Source organism: Pantoea cypripedii, assembly GCF_011395035.1.
GTDB lineage: Bacteria > Pseudomonadota > Gammaproteobacteria > Enterobacterales > Enterobacteriaceae > Pantoea > Pantoea cypripedii_A.
Genome location: NZ_CP024770.1, coordinates 1,397,224 through 1,415,097, shown reverse-complemented (window position 1 = coordinate 1,415,097; position 17,874 = coordinate 1,397,224). Strand labels below are relative to the sequence as shown.

The window sequence follows — 17,874 nt, the reverse complement described above, 5'->3', positions numbered from 1 at the left end:
CAGCGGCAGAACTGTTGCTACTTACACCGGGTACCGTACAAATTTTCTATGGCGATGAATCGTTGCGGCCGTTCGGTCCCACCGGATCCGATCCGATACAGGGGACACGTTCGGATATGAACTGGCAGGATATCGGCGGGAAAGCTGCGAGTAACGTTGCTCACTGGCAGAAACTCGGCCAGTTTCGTGCACGCCATCCTGCTATCGGGATGGGAAGACAGACAACCTTATCGCTTCCCGGTGGTTACGGTTTCGTACGTGAAAAGGGCGACGATAAAGTGATAGTGATTTGGGCAGGACAGCAATAAATAACAGGGTAAAGATACGCTCTCAGGTTGCCGGGAGCGCCAGCAAGGGATTATCAGGAATAAGCCTTATATCACCAGCCACGTGATTACGTTGACCCCATAAGCGGAATGCGTCCCCATATGGGGACGCATTGTTATTCGCCATCAGGATCCAGCAACGATAATTCATCAAGAAATTGCACGGCAAAACTGCCTGTTCCCCGCGCTTTTGATGCGCGACCGCTTGCTTCGGCATAGAAAACATGTGCAACGGCGATGGCCGTTAATTTATCGATGGGTGTGGTCAGCAAGGCGGCAGTCAGTGCACCAAGGCTGCAACCCGCGCCTGTTACCTGGGTCAGTCGAACATCACCGCCTTCCACAGCAATTGTCCTTTGGCCATCAGTAATAAAATCAATGGGTCCACTCACCGCTGTAATCGTATTTTGGCTGCGCGCAAACGCCTCAATGTAGGGGAGCGCATCCTGCGAAGACAGCGTGGTCTCGACACCTTTTCCTCCACCATTACCACCCGCGAGAGCAATGAGTTCTGAGGCATTCCCGCGTATGGCTGTCGGTTTGAAGTCAAGCAGACCCTGTATGACACGATCGTACTCTGTCGCACCCGCCCCGACCGCCACGGGGTCCAGCACCCAGGGAACGCCTGCTTCGTGTGCTGCCCTGGCAGCCTGACGCACCTCATGGGGTGTATTGCTCATCAAACACGCAGCATTTATCCACAAGGCATTGGCATGGCGGCCAAAAGCCGTTTGCCAGTCAAGTGCGGCACCAATCGCCGGGCCAGCTCCGATGGCCAGCAAGACATTGGCTGAAAGGTTAGCGGCGATGTAGTTGGTCAATCCATAACAAAAAGGCTTGTTCTGTTTAATATGGCGAAGCGCATCACGAACACTGCGATCCTGCCAGTTTAATGTTTGCATATCATCTTCCTTTAATCACCGATGAATAACCGGGTCGTTGGCGATTGGGCGTGAATTATCGAACAACCAACCGTTTAGTGAGTCGTCATACAGAAAAAGAGAATCGATGGGATAACCCGCAGTCACCAACGCCAGTGCAAGTCCAGCCGCATTGATACCCCCACCACAATAGAGCAGCAGTTCCTGTGGCGAAGTAAGCTTTGCATCCCGTAAAGCGGCTATCACTCGCTGGATATCTATTAAGCCCCTGGCATTGAGCAGTTCGGGATAGGGCAGATTAATGCTGCCGGAAATATGCGCTTGCTGAAAAGACTCGCGGCGCAGCGCGCACACTAATGGACGCTGGGTTTCCTGCTCTACCTGCCCGGTAGAAAGCAGCAGAGAACGTGCGACCTTAAGCTGAACATCGCCGCGGACATCAGGATTGGAAGGGCCAGTTTCAATAGCACCCCGGATTTGCACCCAGCTGGCAAATCCGCCATCCAGCACTCGAATGTTATTCCAGCCATATACTCCAGCGAGTAAGTACCATATGCGTGCAGCGTAAGCGCCATTTAGCTGATCGTAAGCGACGATGAGACTGTGCTGATTCACGCCTGCAGACCGCAGTGCAGCAGAGAGCCGCTGAGCGTCAGGTGCGGTAAAAAGGAATCTGGCATGAGGGGCAGAGAACGCACCAAACAGATCAGCAAACTGTGCACCAGGTAAATGTTGCTGCAGAAAAATTTCACGCCCGGAGGAAAATTCTGTCCTGCCGTTTGCATCGGTAGAGCGCGAAACGGAACAATCAAGCAGAATCACGTGTTGATGATTTTCTGACAGCCACTGAGCGGAAACAATCGGTGCAGAAGGAAAAGTTACCGTCACATTCACCTCCGCAATGCACGTTGCTGCCATGCATCTCGAACGGGCCTTTGAAGACCAAAATTTTCACGGGTCGTTGAGCCAACATATTCTGTTTTGTGCAAACCACGTCGCTGTAGTTCGGGCACGACATACTGAGCAAACTCTTCAAATGCGCCAGGGAGATGGGTTGCCTGGATCATAAAACCATCAGCAGCACCTCGTTCCAGCCACTGCTCCATCGTATCCACCACGCTATTCACGGAACCGATCATGTTGCCTTCGGTGCGCGCACCGTACCAACGACCAATCTCACGGATGCTAAGTTGCTCGCGTTGCGCAAATTCTCTGACCTCATCGTAATGACCCTGCACGCCAACTTCACCCAGGTCCGGCAGCGGACCATCTAGATCGTACTGAGTGAGATCGACATTCACGTGATAGGCCAGACGTGAAAGCCCGGCCAGCGGATGCACAAGTTCAGCAAATGCCCGATGCTTTTGCTGTGCATCCGCGTCACTTTCACCTACGACTACGGTGGCGGCCGGAAGGATGATCACCTGGTTAGGATCACGCCCCTGGTCGGCTACGCGCTGCTTCATCTCCTGATAAAAGGCAATAGCGGAGGTTAATGATTCATGACTGCAAAAAATCACGTCTGCCCAGCGCGCAGCGAAATTCCGGCCACTCGGTGACGCCCCCGCCTGAATCAATAGAGGATAACCCTGTGGCGAACGAGGTACGTTTAGTGGCCCTTGTGTACTGACATATTCGCCACGGTAATCAACAGACCGAACTTTGGATGGGATACCAAACTGACCGCTACTTTTATTTTGCAGTAGTACACCATCGTCCCAGCTGTCCCAGAGTTGCGTAGCGGCGCTTAATACTTCTTCAGCACGTGCATAGCGATCTTCCCTTGGCGGTAAAGAGGGATAACCAAAGTTCTGTGCCTCCGCATCCTGAAAAGAGGTAACAATATTCCAGCCTGCACGGCCTTCCGATATATGATCAAAAGTGGAGAGAGCCCGCGCCAGATGAAACGGTTCGTGGTAACCCGTTGAGAGTGTGGCCGCCAGTCCGATATGCTCAGTTACGCCTGCCATTACCCCAAGGATAACAAGGGGGTCAAGGCGAGGGGTCCCGGACCCCCACTGTACTGCGGGTTCAAAAGAGCCCCCCAGAGAGCGGGGTACGGACAGGGCATCAGGGATAAAAGCCAAATCAAAACGCGCGGCTTCCAGCAATTTAGCAACATGCCGATAGTAACCTGCTGTCAAAAATCCGGGGGCAGCATCTGGATGACGCCATCCAGAAGTCCCCATCGGACCGGCATTAAGAAACGCTGCAAGATGCATATATTTGTGCTCTTTTTAAAACGACAAAAGAAAACAAAATAGACTATCTGTGAATTAATAATTAGACAGATTTACGCAAAGCTTAGGCAAAAAATGCAATTTCCAGCCTGGCCTCGTGGTATTGCAACACCAGATTTCATATATCGTTATCTGCAATTGATGCTTAGCCATAAAATTCAGAGGTGTATAGTAATGCCTTATAATTATCTGTTAAATCTGCATTTGAAAAGAATATTTGCAAGGAGCCATTATGCATTTGGCACGTTTCCCCCGTATTGCCTTAGGGCATTTTCCAACACCACTTGAACCCCTGGAAAACATAAGCGCACTGTTGGGCGGTCCTAAAATCTGGATTAAACGTGATGATGCTACTGGATTGGCCAGTGGCGGAAATAAAACACGCAAGCTTGAATTTCTCTTAGCCGATGCGATTCAGAAAAAATCCGACATTATTATTACGCAGGGTGCGACCCAATCTAATCATGTGCGTCAGACCATCGCCGGAGCGGCAAAACTGGGCTTGCCAACACACGCACTGTTAGAAAAACGTGTTAGCGATTACGGAGAGGATTATCAGCACAACGGCAATGTGTTACTTGACCATTTGCTGGGCGGCAAAATCGTGGCTCATTTACCCAACGGTACCGATATGCAAAAGGCGATGGAAGATTACGCCAGTGAACTACGTGAAAAAGGTCATAATCCTTATGTCATCCCCGGCGGTGGCTCCAATGCTATTGGTGCATTGGGCTATGTCGCTTGTGCCGAAGAGTTGTTGTATCAATCTTCACAGCAACGTTTGCGTATCGATCTTGTTGTGCACGCGACAGGCAGTACCGGTACGCAGTCTGGGTTAGTGGCTGGATTTCAAGCAACCAATAGTCATATCCCCGTATTAGGTATTAGCGTGCGCGCACCTAAAGAAAAACAGGAAGAGAACGTCTGGAATTTGACATCCCGTACTCTTGAATTGTTAGGTGTACCGGGCGAATTATCCCGGCATACTGTCGTTGCTAACAGTGACTATGTTGGAGCAGGTTACGGTATACCTTCAGAAGGAACACTGGAAGCCTTGAATCTGATGGCTCGCCATGAGGGTATCCTATTGGACCCTGTTTATTCGGGCAAAGGTTTTGCTGGCCTGATTGATTTGATTCGCCGTGGCCATTTCCGTCAGGATGAAAACATCGTCTTTGTGCATACCGGTGGTTCTGCGGGTCTGTTTGGCTATCGTCAGGTGTTGCCATCGTGAGTCAGCCGTTTTTGCTCGGTGTGCTTGGAGGCATGGGACCGCTGGCTACGGTTGATTTTATGCGCAAACTTTTGCTGGCTACGCCAGCCACCAGCGATCAGCAACAAATTCCTGTGGTAGCCTGGAACGTACCACAAATTGCTGACCGGCAAAAGGCTCTGGCTGGGACTGGCCCCTCGCCGCTCCCTCAGCTTTTATATGCTATCCGCAAACTGAACGAAGCAGGTGCAAGTCATATCGCTATTCCCTGCAATACTGCTCATCACTGGTATGACGCTCTGGCAGACGCCAGCGCGGTACCTGTGTTGCATATCGTTGAAGCAACTCTGGCAGCACTGCAAACCCAAACTGAACGGCCTCAGCGTGTGGGCCTGCTTGCCACGCAAGGTACGATAAACGCGGGTTGGTTTCAGCAAGGACTTACTGGACTTGGCATTATACCCGTATTACCCACCCAGATCGAAATGGCAGAGTGGTTTGTGCCAGGCTGCTACGCCGTAAAAAGAAACGAGCTGGAAATCGGCGGAGCATTGCTGCTACGCCAGGCCCTGGCCTTACAGGCTCGGGGGGCGCAAACACTTATTCTCGCCTGCACCGAAGTCCCGCTGGCATTGCAGGCTGTGGATACGTCATCTCTCATACCTACCCTGGATCCAGCAACAACATTGGCGGAACGATGTTCCCTGCTGTGGCAGGATCATCATTCTGTTTGATTGCATTTCTGAATAATACTCACAGCGACAACTATATAGGATAATTATCGTGAAAAAAAACATCTGCTTATTACTTGCAGCGGGTAGCTTATGGACAAATATGACCTTCGCTGCCACACCGGATGAAGTACGTATTGCCTACAGTGGTGGTTCACAAGTAATTTTGCTGGCAAAAGCTGATGGTTCATTAGATAAAGCGCTGCACAGTAAAGTAAAATGGGTGCAGTTTGCTTCAGGCGCCGATGCATTAACTTACTTCGCGAGTAATGCCATTGATATTGCTAACTTCGGTTCCAGTCCGGCGACTGCAGGTATTGTGCGAAAATTACCCGTAGAAATTGTTGGTGTATCCGGTGTCATTGCCACTTATGAGCGTTTAATTGGAAAAGAAGGTATTAATAATATTAAAGACCTCGAGGGTAAACGCGTCGGCTATCCGCCTAATTCCACTTCACAATATGCCCTGGAAGCTGCCATCGCGGTTAATAAACTTGACCGTAGCAAAATTACATTGTTACCACTCCGCCCGGCGGAAATGGTAGCCGCATGGAAACGCGGTGATATTGATGCGGGATATGTCTGGGCACCTTTCGCACAGGAACTGGAATCTTCTGGCGGCCATCAGGTATTTGCGACCAAAGATCTGCAGAAAGATGGCTACCTCATCTACAACAACTATGTGGTAAGTAAAGCTTTTGCTGAAAAATACCCAGAAACCGTCACTGCATTCCTGCGTGTTCATCAGGAAAAGGTCAACGAGTTTAAACAGGATCCGGAAAAAGCAGCCGCCACTGTAGCCAAAGAAGTCGGCGCACCCGTAGCGACTGCGGCCAACACCTTAGGTGGGCTGGAGTACCCAACACTGGCAGAGCAGGGCACATCGGCCTGGCTTGGTGATGGCACCCAGACCAGTAACAGCGGTATTGGTAAAGCCCTGACCAAAACATCAAACTTCCTGGCCGGCACCGGAGAAATCCGTAAACGCGACATCCCTGCGAACTGGGATAGCGCCATTGATTCACGTTTCATTCGTGCTGCAGCAGCGACAGTAAAATGAAGATGCAACAACGGGTCACCATCAGCGTAGTCTCTGTGGTGATCTTTTTTATCCTCTGGCAGCTGGCAGCCACCCGACATTGGGTGGATCCACTGTTGCTGCCATCACTGACGGATATTGGCCTGGCTACGCAGGAGCTATTTGAAGATGGCTATCGTGAAGTTCCGCTTTGGCAAAACATTGCGGTGAGCCTTGCGCGTGCATTGAGTGCTTTCTCCGTTGCGATTCTGCTCGGTGTGCCACTGGGTTTACTGATGGGAATGTCGGAAGGACTGTCTGCTGTGCTGGATCCTTTCATCCAGTTTTTACGTCCGTTACCTAAAATAGCCCTCATACCGCTGGCCGTGGTATGGCTCGGTATTGGCGAAGCGTCAAAGTTTTTCCTTATTTTCATCTCCACCTTTCTGAGTGTGGTGGTAGGGGCAAGCGCCGCGGTTGAACGCATTGGCCGCTCGCGCATTCGCGTAGCACAGACACTGGGCGCTTCCCGCCGCCAGATATTTTTGCGCGTGGTGCTGCCTGATGCGCTGCCCGAACTCTTTACCACCGTAAGGTTGTCAATTGGCATCGGCTGGACATCACTCATTGCAGCGGAAATGGTGGCGGCCAGTTCAGGTCTTGGCTGGATGGTGATTAATGCCAGCGCCTATTTACGAACCGATATTGTCATGCTGGGTATTCTGCTGCTCGGCGGTATTGGCTATCTGCTCGATTTAATGATTCTGGGTTTACAACGTGTCATTGTGCCGTGGGCTGGGAAAGAATAATGTCCGTACAGATTGCATTGGAAAATGTGTCGCTGCAGTTTGCAGGTAAACCCGCACCTTTTACCGTACTACAAGATATTTCACTGACACTGAACAAAGGCGAGTTTGTGGTGTTATTAGGGCCATCGGGCTGTGGCAAATCCACCATCCTCAATTTAGTGGCCGGTTTTAATCAGCCTGATAGCGGACGCGTGCTCTGTGATGGTGAGTTGGTGCAAAAACCAGGCCCGTCGCGCGGTATGATTTTCCAGCAGCCAAATCTGTTTCCATGGTTGTCCGTGCTGGATAATGTCACGTTTGGCCCACGCCTGAGCAGCTATCGCAAAGAGGAGGTGAATAACCTGGCGCTGGACTGGCTTGCACGTGTCGGACTCAAAGGTTTTGAACATCATGCCCCCTGGCAACTCTCCGGTGGGATGAAGCAACGTGTGGCACTGGCTCGCGCCTGGCTGCCCGGCCCGGACGTGTTGCTTCTGGACGAACCTTTTGGCGCACTGGATGCGCAAACGCGCATGATGATGCAAGAGCTGCTGCGAAATGCCTGGCTGGAAACAGGGACAACCCTGTTGTTTGTCACACATGACGTGGATGAGGCGTTGTTCCTTGCAGACCGCGTGTTGGTGATGTCAGCCAAACCCGGCAGGATTGTTGAGGAGATCACGTTGCCATTCGGGAGGAATCGGGATATTGAAACGCTGGCAGAACATCCCTGCTATGGTGAGATAAAACACCGTGTCTTGCACCGTGTCCGTCAGGAGGCGAAGCAACATCTGAACTGATTTATCACTCCAGGCGGGATGGTTCCCGCCTTGCCTTCGTTCATCGAAAAAATTTCACATCGGGTTAAAACCCTGTCTGTGCAGAAATAAAACCATGAAAAGATAATTAATTCCACAGCTCACCTGACGGAGGCTTATACATTCCAGCATTCATCACCCACTTGCCATTTCAATCAAAAAATCAATATAAATTGATATATATTAATATCATCAAAGCTTATGTAAATCGCAGCTTTGCATTATCTTGACTTCCTATCATGCATGAATGACGATATCTGTTGGTGTATGTGCACGGTAATAATCACCATCTCTAGTTCAGCCCTAAAATATACAAAAATTACAGCGTAATCATGAGGGGAAAAATGAATCGTCATATTGCATATTTATTTTGTTTCGCAGCAATAGTAACCAGTGGATATGCTGCTGCAGGTCAAACGTTAGATAGGGTTATGAAAACAGGTGTGCTGCATAACGTGGTAGTAAATGATTATCCACCTTTTGGCTTCATTGATGATAACAATAAACTGGCGGGATTTGATGTTGATGTTGCTGATGCGGTGGCCAAAAAGATAGGTGTAAAACTTCAGGTTACCGCACCGGGGTGGGAAACGATTGTCGGCGGTAATTGGGCTGGCCGCTGGGATGTCTGTATCTGCTCAATGACGCCGAATACTGATAGAGCCAAATTGGTCGATTTCCCGGTAAGCTATTACAATTCCCCGGCCGTGTTAATCGTCAATAACAAAGAAACACAAATAAAGAGTGCCGCCGATCTTAACGGCAAAAAAGTCGGTGTAGGTACCGGCTCAAGTTACGAACAGTACTTGCAGAAAAAACTGGTTATCCCCGGTAAACCGCCGATTCATTATCCCTTTAACGATGTGGTAATCATCCCCTCGGACGAAACAGTTGCATTTCAGAATCTGATGCTGGGACCCGGTGTGCGACTCGATGCGATTGTTTCCGATCTGGCAACGGCAAAAGCGCGTATCGCGAAAACCGACAAATTGCGTATTGTGAGTGAGGTGTATTCTGAACCGAATTGGGTAGCAACGGATAAAGGTGACCCTGAGTTTGATACGCTAATCCGCAATACCGTTAACGCATTGCGTACGGACGGCACTTTAAAAACTATCTCCGAAAAATGGTTTGGTGAAGATATCACCCGGGAAGAAACGCCATGAGTCAGGTTTCATCTGGCACGGGTAAAATGACGACAGAACACTCTCCGATCAAACTTACCCATGGACGGGTAGGATTTAAATGGCGCGTCACAGTAACATGGCTGCTGCTTGGGGGTTTTCTTCTGTCATTACTGATGCATATGGGACTGGATTATCAGCTCATTGCACAGAAATTGCCGTTCATGCTCGGGCTTCGACTGACGAGTGATGGCTTTATCCAGGGTGCAGCGATGACCCTGGTGATTACCCTCATTTCCATGTTCTGCTCCCTGAGCCTGGCAATATTAGTTGCCTCCGGCAGGCTTTCAAAAAATCCTTTTTTTTTCGGCTGCGCTACGTTTTACGCTTCACTATTTCGTGGCACCCCATTGCTCGTGCAGGTATTAATTATATATCTGGCTCTGCCACAAGCTGGCATCATACTTGACGCATTTACCTCCGGTATACTTGCATTGTCGCTGAATTACGGTGCTTACATGGCGGAAACGGTAAGAAGTGGGGTGCTTGCTGTTCCGGCTGGACAAATTGAAGCCGGTCTGGCGATTGGTCTGGGGCGAAAAAAAATTACGCTGTATATTGTTATCCCCCAGGCATTGCGGATCATTATTCCTCCGCTGGGTTCGTTATTTATTTCTATGTTAAAAGATTCGTCCCTTGTCTCCCTGCTGGGACTCTGGGAGCTTAATTTTCTTGCGCAGTCTTACGGTCGAAGCACCTATCATTATATGGAGATGTTGCTGACCGCTGCCGCCATATACTGGTTGATGTCAATTGTTTTTGAAATGATACAGGTAAGGCTGGAACACCGTTACAGCAAAGGTTATTTATAAGGGGCAGGCATGACAATTAAAATAGAAATACTTGATGGCGGAATGGGACGATTATTAGAAGCCATTGGTGCCCCTTTCCGATTGCCTGAATGGTCGGCCCTGTCATTGATTGAGGCACCTGAATATGTCACTGAGGCACACCAATTATATGCTGAGAGTGGTGCCAGCATTCTCACCACAAATAGCTACGGGTTGGTACCTGGCATGCTTGGACAGGAGCGCTTTGATAATGAGGCTGAAGCGTTGGCTAATCGGGCAGGGGCGTTAGCTCGCGAGGTCGCTGATCAATACAAAAACATCCGTGTCGCCGGTTCCATTCCACCGCTGTTTGAGAGTTATCGCCCGGATTTGTATCAGGCAGACCAGGCAGCGGCCATTCTACGGCCGCTGATTAGTGGCCTGAAGCCTTTCATCGATATCTGGTTAATAGAGACACAAAGTTCGATACGGGAGTCGCTGGATGCACTGAAGGAAATACGGCGATATAGCGATGCCCCGGTTTACATTTCTTATACCCTGAAAGATGAGGTCGGGCGCACCTCGCCGTCGCAGTTGCGGTCGGGAGAAGATATCGCTGAAATGGTGCAACACATTTTGCCGACGGGCGTCGCAGCCATTCTGTTTAACTGCAGCCAACCGGAAGTCATGAGCGATGCTATTCAGAAAACAGTCAGTGCGATTCAGCAATCGGGACATATCACTGTGCGTGTCGGCGTCTATGCCAATGCTTTTCTGCCTGAGCCGCCATCGGACACACCTTATGCCGGGATCTCCCAACTGCGTCCTGATATGGATCCGCCTCATTACCTTGCCTGGGCGCAAAAGTGGCTTGATGACGGCGCGTCAATTATTGGCGGATGCTGTGGTATTGGCCCTGAGCATATTTCGTTCATTCGCCAGCACTTGGGTGAAATCAGTCCCGTACAATCGATTCATCTTCGAGAGATTTGAATTGCTGCCAGCTGACGTCATCAATTTCGATGCCGTGCTCCAGACGGAATTTACGGTGCTTTTGCTCTGCGTCGCCAGGCAGTAACAATTCATCATCGTTGCGGGAGGCGCGTGTCCACGCCAGCATGTCGTTGATAGCCTGCGTATAATGTTCACCTGCGCCCAAAAGGGAAGGGTCGAAGACGATGGAAAGCATATTATTGATGATGCCAGGGCCACCCGGGTGCGGTGAACTCTCAGTTTCGCCACCGGTCAGGGCTGCACCGAGCAGGCTGCAAACCAGAGACAGACCCGAACCTTTATGTGCACCAAATGCCAGCAGTGCACCGAAGGGCTCCTGCATTAACCAGCGTGGGTCACGGGTAGGATTCCCCTCATTATCGACGGCACAATCGGGTGGAAGTTCCCGCCCTTCATTCCAGGCAATCCGCGCCTTGTTACCGGCCACCATACTGGTGGCGAAATCCAGTATTAAAGGTGGTTTGCCTGCTATCGGGATACCGACACAGAAAGGATTGGTCCCAAAACGCGCGCGTTTGCCGTTAAAGGGGAGTACTGAAGATCGTGTGCCGACGTTGGCAAAATGCAGGGACACCAGGCCCGCCGCCGTGGCCTGTTCCGCCCAGGCACCGATGCGGCCAAGATGGTGAGTGTGGGAAAGCCCGACGACACATACGCCAAACTGTTTCACCCGCAGGATGGCTTGTTCCATGACCAGGCGGCCGGTGATCTGACCAAACCCGTTGTTCCCCTGATAAGACAAAATGGGGCCCGCATCGCGGGTCAGACTGAGCACTGCCTGCGGATCCAATTCACCGGCGCGGATGGCCTTTATATAGCGTGGAATCAGAGAAACGCCGTGTGAGTCGTGACCTTTGAGCGACGATTCGACGAGATTGTCCGCTACCTCACCGGCGATCGCGCTGTTCACTCCGACGACCTGCAAATGCTGGCGCAAATACTGGCGTAAAAAGGTATGACTAAAAAGCGGCATAACATTTCTCTTTTATTTAAATAAGTATGTAGTGCCGAGACTATAGCGTCGGGCTTTCATTAACATAACAACATATATTGACTTTATATATCTGATATCTGCAAAGTGATAAATATATGTTAATTATTTATATCTGTGTTGGGTGTCATTTATACCATCTCGGCTGGTAGGGTGGGGCAGCGGACAATGCGGGAATAATATATTCCAAAAAATGATTTATTGATTCGAGATTAAGGGATCAGAATAATTTTTTTCAACAGAAAAAGAAATTCACTTTATTACATAACCATACCAGATAGTCGGTGAGTCAGTTATGTCATTTTATGTTCAAGGGAACTCAAATGAATTTATTACAAAGCAATCGCTTTTCTTCTTCCTGGCGTCGTTCAGGCATTTCCTTGTTGCTACTCAGCAGCCTGTTCGGGTCGGCTACGGCCAGTGCAGAAGGCCAGATCAACATCGCGCAGCAATACGGTATCGGCTATCTTATCCTTGATGTTGTCAGAGATCAGAACCTTATCGAGAAACACGGTAAGGAAGAAGGGCTGGATATTAAAGTTAACTGGCGCACACTTTCTGGTGCCACCGGGTTAAATGAAGGACTTCTTTCCGGCTCACTGGACGTGGTTGCCGCTGGGGTACCACCGGCGCTGACACTCTGGGACCGCACCAAAGGGAAGCAAAATGTTAAAGCGATTGCGGCACTCGGATCTATGCCTAATTTCCTGCTGAGCAACAATCCCGCGGTTAAAAGCATAAAAGACCTGAGTAGCAAAGACCGTATCGCAGTACCGGCTGCCGGAGTCGGCTTCCAGTCAAGGACATTGCAGATAGAAACAGCGCGCCTGTACGGCAACGCAGATTATAAGCGATTTGATAATATTACTGTGAGTCTCCCTCATCCAGATGCCAGCGCTGCGCTGATCGCCGGTGGTTCAGAAATCACGGCGCATTTTTCCAGTCCACCTTTCCAGTATCAGGCGCTGGAACATCCTGATATTCACAAAATATTGAGTTCCTATGACGTATTAGGCGGCCCGGGAACCTTTAATCTGCTGTATACCACATCGAAATTTCATGATGAAAACCCAAAAACCTACCGTGCATTTTTCGATGCTTTAGCCGAAGCGGAACAGATAATCAAAGCCGATAAAGCCGCAGCGGCACAAACTTATATTCGGGTTGAAAAGTCAAAATTACCGGTAGCCTTTATCCAGAAAATGATTGAGGACCCGGAGAATAACTTCACCATTACCCCAGAACGTACCTTTGTATACGCCGACAAGCTTTATCAGCTGGGTGTTTTGAAAAATAAAGCAGCCTCCTGGAAGGATTATTTCTTCAGTGAAGCTTATACCTTGCCGGGGAGCTGATATGTCGGAGTCATTACCGCCACCTCTGCTGCGTGTCGATAGCGTTCATCTGCAATATCGCACACGTGAGCGTCTGATTCAGGCTTCCCATGACGTCAGTTTTGACGTCTGGCCTGCCGATCGTTTTATGTTACTGGGGCCGTCAGGTTGTGGTAAATCGAGCCTGCTAAAAGCCATTGCCGGATTTCTGCCCCCGGTGTCCGGTTCCATCCGTCTTGGCGGTGAAACGGTCAGCCAGCCGGGTCCAGACCGCATGATGGTGTTCCAGGAGTTTGATCAGTTACCACCGTGGAAAACGGTGGAAGAAAACATTGCCTTTCCGCTGATAGCCAGCCGGAGAGCGGGTAAGGCGGAAGCGAAAGAGCGCGCCGGGTATTTTTTGGAAAAAGTCGGGTTAGGGGCGTTCCGCAACGCCTATCCCAATACATTATCCGGCGGAATGAAGCAGCGGGTCGCTATCGCGCGCGCGCTGGCCCTTCAGCCGCAGATTTTACTGATGGATGAACCCTTTGCCGCGCTGGATGCGCTGACGCGCCGCAAGATGCAGGAAGAGTTGCTGAGTCTGTGGGAAGACGTGCGGTTTACCTTGCTTTTTGTTACCCATTCCATCGAAGAAGCACTGATTGTTGGCAGCCGCGTTCTGCTGCTATCACCGCATCCAGGCAGGGTAAAAGCTGAACTGAACTGTCATCAATATTCACTGGAAAATTCAGGTAGCGTTGAGTTTCAGGCGGATGTTACCCGCATTCACGATTTATTATTTCCGCAACCTGCCGTGTCGGTCGTGGGTTCACCGGGACAACTGAAAGAGGACAGTTATGAGCAGGCAACCACCCATCCGGCCTGAGTATCAACGCGAGTTGACGCCGCTGGAAGATTTTGCACTGGCCACACCGTTGCCATTACATGTGCGGTTAGGGAATCTTACCTGGCTCCGAAAGTCGCTAATATTGCTGGTGCTTATTGTCATCTGGGAGGTGGCAGCGCGCTGGCAAAACAATGACCTGATGTTTCCCAGTTTCTGGCAGACGTTTACCGCCCTGCGTGAAGATATGGCGAGCGGTGAATTACCGCGTCGCGCGTGGCTGTCATTAAGCCTGCTGCTGAAAGGTTATGTCCTGGGTACCTTGCTGGCGCTGCTCGTCAGTGCACTCGCGATATCAACACGCATTGGCCGCGATTTACTGAGTACACTGACAGCCATGTTTAACCCGCTACCCGCGATAGCCTTGCTGCCGTTATCGTTGCTCTGGTTTGGGTTGGGCAACGCCAGCCTGGTCTTTGTGATTGTACATTCGGTCATTTGGCCGATGGCGCTGAATACGTGGTCAGGTTTTATGGGTGTCTCCGAAACCCTGAAAATGGCGGGCCGTAACTACGGACTAAAGGGATGGCGTTATGTGGTGTGGATTTTGATCCCCGCAGCCCTGCCTGCGCTGCTATCAGGTTTGAAAATTGGCTGGGCCTTCGCCTGGAGAACGTTAATCGCGGCCGAGCTGGTGTTTGGCGCGTCGAGCGGGAGCGGCGGACTGGGTTGGTACATTTTCCAGAATCGCAATGAAATGTACACCGACCGGGTATTCGCGGGTCTGGTGACGGTCACCATGATTGGTCTTCTGGTCGAAGGGCTGGTCTTTTCAACCCTGGAAAGGCTGACAATTAAACGCTGGGGTATGCAGAGCTAAAACCGCAAATACTTTTTGTTGTCGAGGAGAAAAACGACATGGTGTCCATCAAGACCCCTGATAATTATTTGCAGGAAGCCGGTGTGATTAGCAGGGTCGGGGAATACGTGTTGCGGCTGGCCAACCGTGTGCTGATCATCACCGGCAGTAACGCTTTACGGGCGGCAGGAGATGCGCTTCAGCAGAGTCTGGCCCGTGAGGGTATTAGCTTTGAAGTCGTCTTTTTGCAGGGGAAATGTACGTTGCCCACCCTGCAAACGCTGGCACAGCTGGCCAAAGAAATGAATGCGGAGGGCATCCTTGGCCTGGGCGGTGGTGCGGTCATGGATACCGCAAAAGGTGTGGGGGAACTGGCTGGGCAATTGCCGGTCATTCAGGTTCCCACCGTTGCAGCGACATGCGCAGCATGGTCACCTTTCAGCGTGTTGTACAACGCGCAGGGGGGACATGACGGAAGCCTTCCGCTACGGCGGTTTCCAGCCTGGATTCTGGTTGATACACAAGTCATTGCTGCCTCACCGGTGCGTTTTTTAAAAGCAGGGATCGTCGATGCGCTGGCCAAATGGTTTGAATTCAATCCGTATCAGCAAAAAAACGGCAATGACCTGGCTCTGACGTTACAACTCAATGCTTCGCTGCTGGCAGTCAACGCTTTCGAGCAATTTGGCATTCAGGCCGTGGAGGATAATTTTCATCAGCGGGTTACTCAGGCGTTAACCCAGACTATCGATGCCGTCATCGCGCTGGCAGGGTTGGCAAACAGCGTTCGTGATGAAAGTCACCAGGTGGGAGTGGCGCACGCGATTCATAACAGTATGACGCATCATGAAGTTTTTCATCGCTGGTTACATGGTGAAAAAGTGGGGTACGGTCTGGCAGTACAGGCCATTTTGCAGCACAGCAATCCCGCCGATCGTGACTCTCTGCTCGGCTGGCTTCGAAAAATGGATATGCCATTGACGCCTGCCGCGTTAGGGATTGGCGATAATATCACCTTGCTGGAACAGATTGCGGCAGGGGTGAAAATCAAACCTGAGGCCCGTCAAAATCTGCCGTTTGCCGTTGACAGCGCAAGTTTGGCTACAGCGCTGAAAGCAACACACACCGGCCTGCCTGGTGAATTGAGTATCGGGTGAGGGGCTTGACTTGCCTGGAGAAATGAGGAAATTTACGGTTCCGGGTAATCGCCGTCGGCACTCTTTACATAAACATTAAAAGCGACTTATCGTTGTGCGAGGAAGCCGCTGTTGCGGCTTCCTGCAAAGATTTACTGCTTTCCAATCCAGACTTGCGAGAGATTACCTTCAATGCCATCAGCAGTAACCGAGTGATCATGCACCTTGCGATTATAAATGGTGATGAACTGCGGTGATATCAGGTTAATATCGGGTAGGTCGTGCTCAACAATCTGCTGAAACGCCTTAAATTCCTCAACTCGCTTCTGCGGATCGTTTTCTGTTTGCGCCGTTTCGAGCAGCCGATCTACTTCAGGATTGTGGTAATCCGAAGCATTAGAGAAGGGGACGCCTTTACGGAAATTCTTCGACCAGTAGATGCGCTGAACGCCAACAGTCGGATCATACAAATTGCTATGGCCATTAATGGTGAATGAGAAGTCACGGTCAGTGTAAATGCGTCGTACAAAACTGGAAAGATCCTGGGCGCGCAGCGTTACTTTAATACCGATTTTTGCCAGCGCTGAACGGGTATATTCCGCTGTTTTACGTAGATCTTCTGCAATCGGGTTATAATCCAGCGTGACACTGAAGCGTGTGCCATCGCTGCCTTTCGGAAAACCGGCCTGATCTAACAGTTCATTGGCCTTCTTAATATCAAAATCATACGGTGAAGGGGATGGGTCGTTGTACTCTTTGATACCCGGAGCAATGGGTGATGCCGTCACTTGTCCAAGACCAAAATAGGCCACCTGTAAAATGACCTGACGATTAATTGCATGCGCCACAGCCTGGCGAACGCGAAGATCTTTGAAGTGCGCATCATCCAGATTAAATTGCAGCGAGCTGACGTTATATGAGTAACTGTTGCCTTTGGTGTCGAAACCGAGTTGAGGCAGTTTTTTCAAACGGGCTACATCGTTGAGCGCCACCGGCGTACGATAGCCAAGATCGGCATCACCGGTTTCAAACGCCACTGAACGCGCAGCCGCATCCGGGATAAACTTCACGACCAGTTGGTCAAGATAAGGGCGATTCTTGTCCCAATAGTTTGGGTTGCGCTTATATAAAATGTAACTACCACGTACCCATTTATCAAAGAGATACGGACCGGTGCCAATCGGTGCATTATTGTGGGGATTTGTCAGCGGGTCAGTACCTTCGTAAATGTGTTTCGGTACAATCGGTGATTCAGCCGCAGCAAACGCTTTTATCAGATAAGGCGCGGGCTTGGAGAGAACTAACACGGCGGTCAGAGCATCTGGCGTCTCAACTTTGGTGACATTGGCAAAAGTACTGGAAGCGCGCGGGTGTACTCTTTTGAGTAACTCAATAGAGTAAGCGACATCGGCTGAAGTGAAATCCTGTCCATCGTGCCATTTCACTCCAGGACGCAAATGGAAGGTGTAGCGTGTGCCATCTGGGCTGACCTCCCAACTGGTCGCTAACTGTGGCTTAGGGTTAAGATCAAAATCATAGCTGAGCAGCCCCTCAGTCACTTTAGCACTGACACTCAATGCTGGCGTGGCAACCGTGGTCAGTGCGATCAGCGCAGGTGGTTCGTAGTTTAATACCAGATTCAGTGTGCCACCCGCTTGTGGCTCAGCAGCCTGTGCCGCGCTTCCCAGCAGCGACGTCCCCAAAGCAACCGCTAAAAGCGAGCGGCGAAAAAGTTTCAGCATGGT

Annotated in this window: 17 protein-coding genes and 1 pseudogene; 13 read left to right on the top strand and 5 right to left on the bottom strand. The window is 50.5% G+C overall.

Annotated features, from left to right (window positions below; all coding sequences use genetic code 11):
* Window positions 1–308 (top strand): annotated as a pseudogene (locus CUN67_RS29890) (hypothetical protein); the annotation flags it as partial.
* 134 nt (window positions 309–442) lie between these two features.
* Here CUN67_RS29890 and CUN67_RS29885 read toward each other — a convergent pair.
* From CUN67_RS29885 to CUN67_RS29875, 3 genes are read right to left on the bottom strand one after another with little or no spacing between them, the layout of a single operon-like run.
* Window positions 443–1,228 carry a hydroxyethylthiazole kinase gene (locus CUN67_RS29885; protein ID WP_208719329.1) on the bottom strand — a complete coding sequence of 262 codons (786 nt, stop codon included), beginning with the start codon at window positions 1,226–1,228 and terminating at the stop codon, window positions 443–445.
* Window positions 1,229–1,243: 15 nt separating this feature from the next.
* Window positions 1,244–2,095, bottom strand: a complete 852-nt coding sequence (locus CUN67_RS29880) for a sulfurtransferase (RefSeq protein ID WP_208719327.1) — start codon at window positions 2,093–2,095, stop codon at window positions 1,244–1,246.
* A gap of 2 nt (window positions 2,096–2,097) precedes the next feature.
* Window positions 2,098–3,429 carry an LLM class flavin-dependent oxidoreductase gene (locus CUN67_RS29875; protein WP_208719325.1) on the bottom strand — a complete coding sequence of 444 codons (1,332 nt, stop codon included), beginning with the start codon at window positions 3,427–3,429 and terminating at the stop codon, window positions 2,098–2,100.
* 250 nt (window positions 3,430–3,679) lie between these two features.
* On the opposite strand from CUN67_RS29875, the gene CUN67_RS29870 reads away from it, so the two are divergent.
* From CUN67_RS29870 to CUN67_RS29835, 8 genes are all read left to right on the top strand, one after another.
* Complete coding sequence (locus CUN67_RS29870; protein WP_208719323.1) at window positions 3,680–4,681, top strand: D-cysteine desulfhydrase; 1,002 nt, start codon at window positions 3,680–3,682, stop codon at window positions 4,679–4,681.
* Window positions 4,678–5,394, top strand: a complete 717-nt coding sequence (locus tag CUN67_RS29865) for an aspartate/glutamate racemase family protein (RefSeq protein ID WP_208719321.1) — start codon at window positions 4,678–4,680, stop codon at window positions 5,392–5,394. The genes CUN67_RS29870 and CUN67_RS29865 overlap by 4 nt, the downstream gene beginning before the upstream one ends.
* Window positions 5,395–5,494: 100 nt before the next feature.
* Window positions 5,495–6,451 (top strand): taurine ABC transporter substrate-binding protein, encoded by a 957-nt coding sequence (locus CUN67_RS29860; RefSeq protein WP_208719627.1) that lies wholly within the window; start codon window positions 5,495–5,497, stop codon window positions 6,449–6,451.
* The gene (locus CUN67_RS29855; protein ID WP_208719320.1) at window positions 6,448–7,218 is read left to right on the top strand and encodes an ABC transporter permease; all 771 of its coding nucleotides are present in this window, start codon (window positions 6,448–6,450) and stop codon (window positions 7,216–7,218) included. The genes CUN67_RS29860 and CUN67_RS29855 overlap by 4 nt, the downstream gene beginning before the upstream one ends.
* On the top strand, window positions 7,218–7,997 hold the full coding sequence (locus CUN67_RS29850; RefSeq protein WP_208719318.1) for an ABC transporter ATP-binding protein: 780 nt from the start codon (window positions 7,218–7,220) through the stop codon (window positions 7,995–7,997). Before CUN67_RS29855 ends, CUN67_RS29850 begins: the two co-directional genes overlap by 1 nt.
* A gap of 362 nt (window positions 7,998–8,359) precedes the next feature.
* A complete protein-coding gene (locus CUN67_RS29845; RefSeq protein ID WP_208719316.1) occupies window positions 8,360–9,181 on the top strand; it encodes a transporter substrate-binding domain-containing protein in 822 nt (273 codons plus the stop codon).
* Window positions 9,178–10,011, top strand: a complete 834-nt coding sequence (locus tag CUN67_RS29840) for an amino acid ABC transporter permease (protein WP_254711466.1) — start codon at window positions 9,178–9,180, stop codon at window positions 10,009–10,011. Before CUN67_RS29845 ends, CUN67_RS29840 begins: the two co-directional genes overlap by 4 nt.
* 9 nt (window positions 10,012–10,020) lie before the next feature.
* Window positions 10,021–10,962, top strand: a complete 942-nt coding sequence (locus CUN67_RS29835; RefSeq protein ID WP_208719314.1) for a homocysteine S-methyltransferase family protein — start codon at window positions 10,021–10,023, stop codon at window positions 10,960–10,962.
* On the opposite strand, the gene CUN67_RS29830 is transcribed toward CUN67_RS29835, so the two are convergent.
* Window positions 10,925–11,956, bottom strand: a complete 1,032-nt coding sequence (locus CUN67_RS29830; RefSeq protein WP_208719312.1) for a malate/lactate/ureidoglycolate dehydrogenase — start codon at window positions 11,954–11,956, stop codon at window positions 10,925–10,927. The two genes, CUN67_RS29835 and CUN67_RS29830, sit on opposite strands and share 38 nt — an antisense overlap.
* A 341-nt stretch (window positions 11,957–12,297) precedes the next feature.
* Between CUN67_RS29830 and CUN67_RS29825 the strand changes: the two genes are divergently transcribed.
* The 4 genes from CUN67_RS29825 to CUN67_RS29810 are packed head-to-tail and all read left to right on the top strand — an operon-like array spanning window position 12,298 to window position 16,150.
* Window positions 12,298–13,329, top strand: a complete 1,032-nt coding sequence (locus tag CUN67_RS29825; RefSeq protein ID WP_208719310.1) for an ABC transporter substrate-binding protein — start codon at window positions 12,298–12,300, stop codon at window positions 13,327–13,329.
* A 1-nt stretch (window position 13,330) separates the two neighbouring features.
* Window positions 13,331–14,176: an ABC transporter ATP-binding protein gene (locus CUN67_RS29820; RefSeq protein ID WP_208719308.1), complete on the top strand. Its 846-nt coding sequence runs from the start codon at window positions 13,331–13,333 to the stop codon at window positions 14,174–14,176.
* Complete coding sequence (locus tag CUN67_RS29815) at window positions 14,148–15,014, top strand: ABC transporter permease (protein WP_208719306.1); 867 nt, start codon at window positions 14,148–14,150, stop codon at window positions 15,012–15,014. The genes CUN67_RS29820 and CUN67_RS29815 overlap by 29 nt, the downstream gene beginning before the upstream one ends.
* 38 nt (window positions 15,015–15,052) lie before the next feature.
* The gene (locus CUN67_RS29810; protein ID WP_208719303.1) at window positions 15,053–16,150 is read left to right on the top strand and encodes an iron-containing alcohol dehydrogenase family protein; all 1,098 of its coding nucleotides are present in this window, start codon (window positions 15,053–15,055) and stop codon (window positions 16,148–16,150) included.
* A 131-nt stretch (window positions 16,151–16,281) separates the two neighbouring features.
* Here CUN67_RS29810 and CUN67_RS29805 read toward each other — a convergent pair whose 3' ends face one another.
* Window positions 16,282–17,871, bottom strand: a complete 1,590-nt coding sequence (locus tag CUN67_RS29805) for an ABC transporter substrate-binding protein (RefSeq protein ID WP_208719301.1) — start codon at window positions 17,869–17,871, stop codon at window positions 16,282–16,284.
* Between the last annotated feature and the right edge of the window lie 3 nt (window positions 17,872–17,874).